The 10,967-nt window shown below is 58.1% G+C and carries 7 protein-coding genes; 2 read left to right on the plus strand and 5 right to left on the minus strand.

What is annotated here, in order from left to right; genetic code table 11:
- Positions 1-20 precede the first annotated feature (20 nt).
- Positions 21-998 (minus strand): helix-turn-helix domain-containing protein, encoded by a 978-nt coding sequence (locus BLW50_RS02415; protein WP_090696916.1) that lies wholly within the window; start codon positions 996-998, stop codon positions 21-23.
- 568 nt (positions 999-1,566) lie between these two features.
- Here BLW50_RS02415 and BLW50_RS02420 point away from each other — a divergent pair.
- Together BLW50_RS02420 and BLW50_RS02425 are read left to right on the plus strand one after the other, a co-directional pair.
- Positions 1,567-2,529 carry an AraC family transcriptional regulator gene (locus tag BLW50_RS02420; RefSeq protein ID WP_090696918.1) on the plus strand — a complete coding sequence of 321 codons (963 nt, stop codon included), beginning with the start codon at positions 1,567-1,569 and terminating at the stop codon, positions 2,527-2,529.
- Between the two features lie 413 nt (positions 2,530-2,942).
- Positions 2,943-6,581, plus strand: a complete 3,639-nt coding sequence (locus tag BLW50_RS02425) for an autotransporter outer membrane beta-barrel domain-containing protein (RefSeq protein ID WP_090696920.1) — start codon at positions 2,943-2,945, stop codon at positions 6,579-6,581.
- Positions 6,582-6,693: 112 nt separating this feature from the next.
- Here the strand turns inward: BLW50_RS02425 and BLW50_RS02430 are convergent, their stop codons facing one another.
- The 4 genes from BLW50_RS02430 to BLW50_RS30195 form a co-directional block, all read right to left on the minus strand.
- Positions 6,694-7,599 carry an MBL fold metallo-hydrolase gene (locus tag BLW50_RS02430; protein ID WP_090696923.1) on the minus strand — a complete coding sequence of 302 codons (906 nt, stop codon included), beginning with the start codon at positions 7,597-7,599 and terminating at the stop codon, positions 6,694-6,696.
- Between the two features lie 58 nt (positions 7,600-7,657).
- Complete coding sequence (locus BLW50_RS02435) at positions 7,658-8,989, minus strand: MFS transporter (RefSeq protein WP_090696926.1); 1,332 nt, start codon at positions 8,987-8,989, stop codon at positions 7,658-7,660.
- A 105-nt stretch (positions 8,990-9,094) separates the two neighbouring features.
- Positions 9,095-9,583 carry a nuclear transport factor 2 family protein gene (locus tag BLW50_RS02440; RefSeq protein WP_170849947.1) on the minus strand — a complete coding sequence of 163 codons (489 nt, stop codon included), beginning with the start codon at positions 9,581-9,583 and terminating at the stop codon, positions 9,095-9,097.
- Complete coding sequence (locus BLW50_RS30195) at positions 9,570-10,949, minus strand: LVIVD repeat-containing protein (protein WP_139267437.1); 1,380 nt, start codon at positions 10,947-10,949, stop codon at positions 9,570-9,572. Before BLW50_RS30195 ends, BLW50_RS02440 begins: the two co-directional genes overlap by 14 nt.
- Between the last annotated feature and the right edge of the window lie 18 nt (positions 10,950-10,967).

Genomic DNA, 10,967 nt, shown 5'->3' on the forward strand with positions numbered 1-10,967 from the left:
GGATGGGCTCACCAAACCTGTCAGGATCTGACACGCTGCCTCAAGTCTGAAGGCGTCATGTCGTGCGCCCTTCGAAATACGCGATTGAAGGTCACAAGGTTACGAAAGCCGCAGGCAAAGGCTATGTCGATGATGCGGTGATGTTGAAAATGAGGATCACGTAACATGGCTGTGACCTTCTCTAATCTTTGTTCGCGGATATAGCGCCCAATGGTGAGACCGCCGCGCTCAAAATCCTTTCGCAACTGGCTGACCGACACGCAGAGATGGGCAGCAATGTCTTCCTCGTCCAGATAGGGATTGCCAAGACATTGGGAAATATATCTGCGGGCAGATAGCAGGCGCCCGCGACTTAGAACTCCAAAGGAAGAGTTGTCCTTCTCCAGCACGTTGTCGCTGGGCGAGATGGCCGCAGCTATGAGATCCGCCATATGTTCGGGCGCAAATTGCTGTATGAGGGGAGAGATGGATTGCTGCGATCCAATCAAGACGTCCACATAGGCTTGCACCAGGCTGCCTGCCATCGAGGGGCTAGGCACCACCATCATCAAACGATTTTCGAAGCTGGCGCACCGTTGGCGAATTCGCTCGCGTTCGGTCTGGACGGCGATGAGATCGCATTTGCCGTCAGTGACTCTAATCAGTGAGGGTTCACACTGCTCGATCAGTACGGATGCCCCAGAAACGAGCTCAACACTGCGGCCGGATTGATCAACACAGAGGGGCGATTCCCCCGCATTCGAGAGCAACACCACATTGTTGGTATTCTGCGCGGCGATATTATCAGCGGCGCGTGATATTGATTTTACCGAGCCCCGGATTGTTCCGACGGCAACTTCGTTGGTTCGAGCGATTCTCAGTTCCCCTCGGAATAAGATGTCGTCCGTGGGGTCGGCGTGCAAATGAACATACCCAGACGACAGCGAAGAAATCCATTGCTCCTTGCGCAACGCTTCGTCGCCGATCAGGTCATGGGAGCTGTAGACGATTTTTTGCACAGATCACATCTGCGTCGCAGATGCAGCATCTGCTTGGAGTGAGACCTGAATATATCGGTCAAAATCCATAGGCACGATCGTCAAAACCTCACTGCGACACCGCAACTGGACAGGGCAACCAGGGCCGGAAGTGTGCGTGTCACTCCCAAGCTAGCAAAATCGCGGAAACCCCTCAACTGACCGCTCCAATCGCGTGGCCGCGGTACAGCAGGGGCTGCGCAGAGGGTCATGACTGGCGCCGCGATGGGTACAGGACGACTGGCATGATCCCAAGAAGTGGCAGTTTTGACTATTAAGTTTGACGTTTTCGATAAGATTGCTCGAGCGCCATTTTCTATCGTCCTGCGGCAACGGCGATCCTTTTGGGGCGAGGGCGGCTCGATGTTTCTGTGCTCACAGCGCCCGGCTTTGCCCGGATGTGCAATCGTAACCTTTACCATTGTTCCGTTGTCTTACGGCTTAGCTTCGACGGCCGGCCACACGATCGGAACGGACATCGCTGGCGCGCTCAATACCATCGTCACCATTCTCTGCGGCCCACCGATAGGTGAATCGAGGACTTTTTCTATTGCCTGAGAAGACGATCTTTTCTTCGAAAGACTTACCGCAACATCTTAACGAGAGCGCGCGGTTCGCTCTTTGGCAAGATATTCACGTTGCTGAGATATGGTCGGTTGAATACGACATATCGAATAATCTGCCCTTCGAGGCACAGATCGAAGCCACCGCCGTTGGCGAACTTGTTTTGGGTCAGATGGCCGGGACGATCCAAAATGCGACCCGGAAGGCGCGTAACATTGCCGATGATGGGCGCGATGGCTATCTGCTGTTGGTCAATCGGGCCGATACGGTCCTTACAGGAAAGCAGGCCGGCCGAGAGTATGGCGTCGGCCGTGGGGAAGCAGCTCTCGTATCGGCATCAGAACCTCTGAGAATGATTGGCGCCGAAAAGAATGTTTGGACGAACGTGGTGATTCCGCGTGCCATTCTTACGAAGGCCTTTCCCAACATGGATGACCGGCTGGCGTTGCCGATCGATGCGCAGAACGAGGCCCTGACACTGCTGACACGATATTGCCATCTTCTTGAGACCGGTCGTCCGCTCATCTCGCCGGTTCTCATCGCGCACGCGACCGACACAATCGTCGATCTGGTCGGTTTGGCGACGGGTGCCAAGGGCGAGGCCGCTGAACTCGCCGGCCTGCGTGGTTTGCGTGCCGCCAGACTGCAGGCTGTTATAGCAAAGATGCAGGAAAGTTTCACCAATCCCGCCGTCTCCGCGCAGGGCGTCGCACAAAGCCTGGGATTATCTGTGCGCTATGTTCACGATCTTCTGCAGGAGACAGGGCTAACGTTTGCCGAGCACATTCTCGAACTTCGCCTGCAACGCGTTCTCCGGATGTTGTCCGATCGACGATATGATCGAAATCGCATCAGCGAGATCGCAATGATCAGCGGGTTCAGCGACGTGTCCTATTTCAATCGCTGTTTTCGCCGCCGTTTCGGCTGTTCTCCTGGCGGGGCCAGATAGAGATCTTTCTTCTTCTGCTTCGGCGATAGTTTCTAAGCCGCCGGCCGCGTTTCCGAGCCTGCGATCCGCTGATTCGATAACGGCTGTGATCAGCGACTTGCCTCTGCATGATGGTTACAAGGCGTTGCCGAAGACCAATGGGTGAGCTGATGGCTCGCTCCTGCTGGCGCTCACCGTCGCAAAACGACAACAGCCCGTGGAAAAATACGGCAGCGCGTTCCACGACAATTGCATTGCACTCCGGCCCAAGACGATGGCGACGGACTCTGCGACACACGAAGCGATTGCTATCAAATCGCTGGGGTACATTGATGTCGTTGAATACCATTGGAGAAAACGCGACCGCAGTTGCTCGGCGTCAGTGTCATTTAAATAGCTCAAGCTATCTGGTAAATAGCTCAAGCTATCTGGCAATGACGCTGGCGATCGGTGCTACCGCGTTTCTTGGTGCTGTGTTGTCGACATCGGCAGAAGCGGCCGATTGGACGGGAGCAACCTCTAACGATTGGTTCACGGCCGGAAACTGGAGCACCAGCGCTGTTCCCACATCGAGCATCAATGCCATCATTGATACGACATCGCCAAATCCGACGTCGGTGGATGGAGCCAACGCAGTCGCGCAAACTCTTGATATTGGTCATGCCTCGGGTGGTGTAGGTTCGCTGACAATTTTGAACGGCGGCACGATCAACAACGGTAAGGGCTCGATCGGCGTGAACGCCGGCTCCAGCGGTACTGTGACGGTCGACGGTGTGGGCTCGGCATGGGTCAACAGCGGTATTCTATCTGTCGGGGACTTTGGCACCGCGAAACTGGACATCCTCAATGGCGGGGCAATCTCCAGTAATCAGGGCTTTCTTGCTTTTAATGCCGGCTCGAACGCCACGATGACGGTCGATGGCATCGGCTCGACTTGGACCAACGCGGACTATGTTTATGTCGGCGCCAATGGTGTGGCTTCTCTGACAATTTCGAACGGCGGAAAAGTTCAGAACACGTTTGCCTTAGTCGGTGCAGGGAATGGTTCTGGAACAGTCAACGTCACGGGAACCGGATCGACCTGGACAAATAGTGGCGATCTAACCGTCGGCGCGCTCAAAACCGGAGCGCTGGTGATTACGAGTGGCGGTACGGTCAGCAGTACCAATGGCGTCCTGGGCAATGTTGCGGGTTCGACCGGCACAGCGACGGTCGACGGCGCGGGGTCGATCTGGACCAATAGCGGTAGTCTTATTGTCGGTAACGTCGGTGTGGGTACGCTGACGATCTCGAATGGTGGCAAAGTCAGCAATAGCTGGGCCCATCTTGGCGGTTCGGCCGGCTCGACCGGCACGGTGTTGGTGGACGGCGCCGGCTCAACCTGGACAAACAGTTCCAACCTGTTCGTTGGCAATCAGGGCACGGGGACGCTGACCATCTCGAGCGGCGGTGTGGTCAGCAATGCCTCGGGTCTTGTAGGCGCGTTTTCGGGCTCGATCGGAACAGTGACGGTCGATGGTGCGGGTTCGGCTTGGGTCAACAGCTCGGACGTGTTCGTCGGTGGTATCGGCAAGGGCACGCTGACGATCTCGAACGGTGGCACGGTCAGCAATGGCTGGGGCTATGTTGGTGAGGGAGCCGGCTCGACCGGCACAGTGTCGGTGACGGGCGTTGGCTCAGCCTGGGCCAATACTGGAGATATTACTGTCGGCAACAATGGTACTGGCACGCTGTTGATTTCTAATGGCGGTATGGTCAGTAACAATTTTGCTATCCTCGGCAACGTTGTGGGCTCTCAGGGGACGGTGGTTGTCAATGGCGTCGGCTCAACCTGGGCCACTAGCGCGGATCTTTCCATCGGTTGGAATGGTGTGGGCGCACTGACAATCGAGAATGGCGGTACGGTAAGCAGCGCTTTTGGTGGTCTAAGTGTGAATATCGGCGCTGTCGGAACAGCTGTCGTCGATGGCGCTGGTTCGACTTGGACTAACACTGGCAATCTCATCGTCGGTGTCCGCGGGATTGGTATTTTGACGATCGCGAACGGTGGTGTAGTTAGCAACGCCGATGGCATTTTGGGGTACGATCCAGGCGCGACCGGAACGGTCACGGTCGAGGGATCGAATTCGGTCTGGACGAATAGTGGCAACCTCACTGTTGGTCGCGACGGCGCGGGCACGCTGACGATCGCGAACCGTGGCGTCGTCTCGGCGAGTGGCGTGGTGCTGATCGCGAGTCAGGCCGGTTCGATCGGCACGCTGAACATTGGTGGTGCGGTCGGAGCACTGGCAACCGCCGCTGGCACTCTGAACGCCGCCAATCTGGTGTTCGGCTTGGGCACCGGGGCGATCAACTTCAACCATACCGATACCAACTACACCTTCGCTCCGGCGATCAGCGGCGTCGGCACGATCAACCAGGTCGCCGGCAACACGGTCCTGACCGCCGATTCCAGCGGCTTTGCTGGCGCAACTACTATCACCGGTGGCCGGCTGGCGGTGAATGGCTCGCTCGCCAACTCGTTGGTGACGGTTTCTGGCGGCGGCATTCTGGGCGGTAACGGCATCGTTGGCGGCATCGTCGCCAATGCAGGCGGCATCATAGCGCCGGGCAATTCGATCGGTACGCTGAACGTCAACGGCAATATCTCTCAAGCGGCGGGCTCTACCTATCAGGTCGAATTGACCTCGACCGGGCTCTCCGATCTCGTTAAAGCGACCGGCACCGTGACGATTGCCAACGGCGCGACGCTTAATGTGATCAAGCTGGACGCCGCGCCCTATGCGCTTGGCACCCACTACACGGTGCTGCAAGCTGATGGCGGTGTCAGCGGCGCCTATACGCTCACCGGCGACACATCGCTCTCAGCCTTCATCGGCCTGATCGCGAGCTATGATCCGAGCCACGTCTATCTCGACGTAGCGCAGACCAAGTCGTTCGCGTCGGCGGGCCTCACGCCCAACCAAGTCGCCACCGGCGGCGGGGCCGACAGTCTTCCGCTTAGCAACCCGCTGTTCAATGCAATCGTCTGGCTGCCGACGAACGCGGTGGCGCGCTACGCCTTTGACCAACTCTCAGGCGAGATCCATGCCTCGGCACGGACCGCGCTGATCGAGGATAGCCGCTTCGTCCGCAATGCGGCGAACGACCGACTGCGCGCCGCCTTCGACAGCGCTGGGAGCTCGACAGCCACGGTGGTGACCTATGATGCTCATGGCCGTCCGCGTGCGACCGCCGCTAACACCGACCGCTTCGCCTTCTGGGGGCAGGGTTTCGGCTCCTGGGGACGCACCAATGGTGACGGCAATGCGGCGCGGATCGAGCGTTCGACCGGCGGCTTCCTGATCGGCGCGGATGGCCAGCTGCCAGACACTTGGCGCATTGGTGTTCTGGGTGGCTACAGCCGCACAACGTTCAACGTGAAGGACCGCCATTCGTCGGGGGCGAGCGACAACTATCATCTCGGCCTCTATGGCGGTACCCAGTGGGGCGATTTCGCCTTGCGCACGGGCATGGCCTACACTTGGCACGACATTTCGACGTCGCGGAGCGTGATATTTCCAGGCTTTGTCGACAGCCTGAAGGGTAACTACAATGCTGGCACGACGCAGATCTTTGGAGAGCTCGGCTATGGTATCCGTGCCGGCAGCTTCGCCTTCGAGCCCTTCGCCAACCTCGCCTATGTGAACCTGCATACCAATAGCTTCCGGGAGACGGGCAAAGCGGCAGCGCTGACTGGGGCTGGGGCATCTACAAGCACCACCTTCACCACGCTCGGCCTGCGCGCTACAACCAGCTTCACGCTGGGCGGCACCACCGCGGCGCTCAGAGGGATGCTGGGCTGGCGTCACGCTTTCGGTGGCACTGTTCCGCTCACGACAATGGCCCTTGCCGGAAGTGGCAGCGCCTTCACCATTGGTGGCGTGCCGATTACCCGTGATGCTGCGGTGATGGAAGCCGGCCTCGACTTCGCGCTCTCTCCCAACGCCATCCTCGGTGTGTCCTATGGCGGCCAGTTCGGCTCGGGCCTCTCTGTCCAGTCCGTCAAGGCCAACTTCAATCTGAAATTCTGAGGGAGTCGCGGCGTTAACGAAAAGGTCCATCTCGCATTCTCGAGATGGACCTTTATCTTCTTGAAAAGACCGCTGCACAGTGGTCATTCGCCTCGGCGATGATGGCTATGCTTTATATATTGAGCTGATAGCTGTGGGGAACCCAGACATGCCCGCTTCCCCTTCGCTCGATCAATCCGATGCCGGGGAAGGGCATGTGATAGCCAAAGACGAAAAGCTCGTCCGCCGCCGCCATGTTGAGCAGTCTGCCGCGCGTTGTGGCGGCTTTCTCTTTGTCATCGTCGACATCAAGATAAAGATCGGGCCGTTGGATTGATATGGCGTAGTGGCCGCAGGTGTCGGCCCAATTGAGAAGGCGTTTTCCGCCGCTTTCTATCAAATAGGCCATCATGCCGGCAGAGTGACCGGATGCATCCACAGCGCGGATACCGCTCACGACGTCCTCGCCCGGGGATATGAAGCTCGTTTTTTCGGCCAATGGGCCGACGATTTTCATAAAGAGTTCCCGGTTGAATTTGCGGGCATCGCTGACATTCTCGCCGCGCTTCCAAAAATCATATTCGGCGGCGCCGACAACGTAGGATGCCTTTGGGAAGGTTGGCTGTCCGTCCTGCATCAGGCCACCGATATGATCGAAATGGCCATGGGTGATCACGACGACATCGACGTCTTCAGGGGCGTATCCGATCTTGCGCATTCTCTCGACAAGGGCTCCTGCGGGTAACCGGCCGCGGAGTGGCTCATAATCGCGGGATAAGGTGCCGCTGCCCGTATCGAACAGGATCACCTGCTTGCCTGTGTCCACGACCATCGGGGTGAAGGGATGCTCATACCGATCCGGATCGATGTGATTGAGCTTTGCCAATGCTTGCACGGTTTCGGAGGCATCTTGGCCTGAGTAGCTCAGGCCAAGCCCTTTCCGAATGACCGTACCGTCGAGAAAAATTGTGATTTTGAGTTCTCCAAAGGAGAACTGATAGCGATTGGGTCTGGTGTCATCTGTGGTTGATGCTGACATCCGATGGGTTCCGTTTTCCACTTGTTGTTTGCTGTGTGACCGGCGGCTCAGTCGATTATTATTGATCGGCTTTCCTAGAGAAAACCAGGAAGATTGCGAGCGACAGTGCTGCGAGCAGGGGAGCAGCGGAGCTGATCTGGAACAATTGTGCCGGGGAAAAGCCCGCTGCAACCAGAGAACCGCCCACAAGCGGGCCAATGAGTGATCCGCTTCGTCCAACGACCTGCGACCAACCGATGCCGGTGCCGCGAATGGCGGTTGGATAGTAGCCGGCGATCACTCCCTGCAGCGAGAGTTGAACACCGATGACCAGGAAGCCGCTTAGGAAAACTGTAGCCATGATCGCGCCAAAAGTCGGTCCGACCAAGCCGATCGAGGCCACGGCAATCGCGCCCAGGAAATAAACCGCGATCAATATGATCAGCCCTTGTTTTCTGTTGCGGTCGATAAGCCAGCTGCAGGCGATGCTGCCGAAAATGCCGGCCAGGTTGAAAATCACCGTGCCGAGCAAAGCATTTTGTAAGGACAGCCCCGAAGCGCGCAGAAGCAGGGGAATCCAGTTTAGAAAGAGGTAGACGAGGAGCAGGCTCATGAACAACGCCAGGCACAAGAAGATGCTTCCCAGGGCTAAACCATTCTGAAAAATGGCGGATATTTTTGCTTCCGAGAGTTTCTCGTTGCGAACGGTATAGGTATCGTCCGCGCTATAGGTGCCCTGCGGATTGATCCTGCGGACGATCGCCGCGATGGTTGAATTGTTCTTGGGCGACAAGCTCAGGAATTTCACGGATTCGGGAAGCTTCCAAAGGATCAGCGGCGCCAGGATCAGTGGCAGGAGGCCGCCCAACACGAACACGGCATGCCAGCTTAAGGCCGAGATCAGCGGAATGCTGACAAGGCCACCGAGCACTGCTCCGAGCGCAAACCCAGCCCACGTGACTGAAATGAGAGTCGCGCGTCTCTTCTCAGGCGCATATTCCGACACCATCGCAACGACATTGGGTATGGCGCCGCCGAGGCCCAGCCCGCAAATGAACCGGAAGATCACAAAAGTATCCGCGGTCGTGGCGAAGGCGGTCGCCAGGTTGAAGATACCGAACCATGCGACACAGGCCGCCAGGATATTCCGACGTCCCAGCCTGTCCGATATGTACCCCAACAAAAAGGCGCCGATAATGGCGCCGAGCAGGACTGAGGAAAACATCGCGCCCAAGGTTCCGGGGCTCAGCTTCCATTCGGCCATCAATGTGGGAGCGACGAAAGCCGCGGCTTGCGTATCGAAGCCGTCAAGCATCATCACCAAAAAGCAGATTGCAAATATTCCGCCGCGAAAGCCATTGATGGGCGTATTATTGATGATCTCTCCAACATCTCGCACGTTACCGGTCATGTTACCCCTCCAGTTATCATTATGAACGTGTTGCGATAGAGCGCGACACCAATTGATTTCTTGTCGTTGCAGAAGCGTCGGTCGCCGAGCAGTTGTTTGCTAGATTCAAGGCCGATCATTCATGGCGTCTTGTGGAAAAGCTGGGACGAAGCCAGGTGCAAGTGGCAGGTTCATCGCGTATAGGCGTTCATAGACGTGCTCCGCGAAGCGCCAGCGCCCGTCGTGACCGCGACGGCAAAGCGCGCGCAGATTGCCGACCCACATCTGTACCTCGGTCTCGCTGACCCGTGGTTCGAAGATATAGTTTGTCAGTACGGCGCGAAGGCTTACTTCATCTTCATTAGCTGCTGTCCGTTCGACATTGGACCAAAGGTGGCGGGCGATCCGGCGTGGGTCGGCCAATCTGGTTTCATAGAACGCTAGAATCGCGGGCCGACCTCGCAGCTCCGGCGCGCCTAGCCGGAACACGCCGTCTTCGGTGAACAGTTCTGCGATGGTGTGTGGCTGACGCCAGTCCACTGCGTCGGCGAACCGGTACAACACCAGTTGCGCAGCTTCGGCCCCGCCAATGGGTGCGATGCTATCGACGGCCATCGGAGACCGCGGACTTTGATGCAGGAGGTGTGCGGCCGGTGTAGCGAAGAACCCAGATGCCTTTCTTGCTGCCATCGCTGACGAAGGCATTGCCGCGCGTATCGACGACAACATCTTCAAGGCCGCGATCACCGGTTTCCCAAGCGCCGACGAAAGGCAGGAACCAGCCGGCTTCGCGCGGCTCGTAAGGGTTGCTCACGTCATAGACCCGCACGCCGGCAGTAAAGTAGGTCATGTAAATAAGTGGCCCAGGCGTTTGCAGGGCGGGGGCGTGGATTTCTCCGTTGACATTGTGTGGGCCGAAGCGGCCGCCTTTGTCACAGAAGCTGCGATAGGGCGCGCCTTTCGGCGGCACAGGACGGGGATAATAGGAGACCAGCCGAGGATGGCTGGGGTCGTTGTTGTCGACGATCGCCGCGAAATGCGCGTTTTCTTTATCGCACCCTTGTTTCGACGGCTCGGTGTTGACATGAACCATGCCGCCTGGAAGCGGAATGCCGGTGTGCAGAGCCTGGGCGCCAACCTGGGCCAATGGCGAGAAATCCAGTTTGCCGATGAGCTTGGGCTGGCTGGGATCACTAATGTCAAGATTGACGAGCGACGGTGTGTAAGCCGTCGTCAGACGTTTGCCGTCAGGGCTTATCGTTGCGGGCCCATGATAGCCGTTGGGGGGAGCGCGATCAGGCTCGCCGTCTTTCTGACCTGGTTGCCACCAATGCCCGACCTCGACCGGCTTGCGTGGATCCGACACGTCGAGAATTGTCAGTGTGGCCTGGCCTTTGTAGCCAGGAATCCATGCCGACATGTAAGCATAACGCCCGCCGGGATAAACATTGCGATGGGAGGCCCAGCCTTCTCGTTCCCAGCTCGATAGCCGCGTCGGCTGACGTGGATCGCTGATGTCGAAGAACGTGGCGAGGCTGCGGGTTTCATTGGGAACGCCAGCGAAGGCGTTTTCCTGCGGCGAGTTCCGCGCATAGGGCACTTGCTGCGCGATGATCAGGAGATTGTCGTGCAGTGTCAGCTGGCCGTTGCTGCCGGGGACTTGAACGGCGGTGACGCGAACGGGCTTGGCAGGATCGGTGACGTCGATGACTTCGAAGCCACCGCCGTCGCGACCGCCGGTGGCCGCGAACAGGTACCAGCGATCGTCGACGCGCTTCATGCTCATCTTGAAAGCGCGAGTGCTGTTGGGGGCCGCCTGGATATAGGCGAGTGGCTGCATGTTGCTGGCCTGCCAACCGGCCGGAAGCGCGTTCGTCGCGCGGGACTTGGTGAGTGGCGCGGCATTGAGATTGAACGAACTGCCCATAGACACCGCAGCCATCAGCACCGCAGCGAAGCAAATCTTGGTCTTGTTCCCCACTTGTCGCCCTCCCAGGCC

This window comes from Beijerinckia sp. 28-YEA-48 (assembly GCF_900104955.1).
Taxonomy (GTDB): Bacteria; Pseudomonadota; Alphaproteobacteria; order Rhizobiales; family Beijerinckiaceae; genus Terripilifer.

Coding starts and splice junctions, on each gene's coding strand:
- BLW50_RS02425 (WP_090696920.1), top strand. CDS start 2,943: ATGACGCTGGCGATCGGTGCTACCGCGTTTCTTGGTGCTGTGTTGTCG.
- BLW50_RS02430 (WP_090696923.1), bottom strand. CDS start 7,599: ATGTCAGCATCAACCACAGATGACACCAGACCCAATCGCTATCAGTTC.
- BLW50_RS02435 (WP_090696926.1), bottom strand. CDS start 8,989: ATGACCGGTAACGTGCGAGATGTTGGAGAGATCATCAATAATACGCCC.
- BLW50_RS02440 (WP_170849947.1), bottom strand. CDS start 9,583: ATGGCCGTCGATAGCATCGCACCCATTGGCGGGGCCGAAGCTGCGCAA.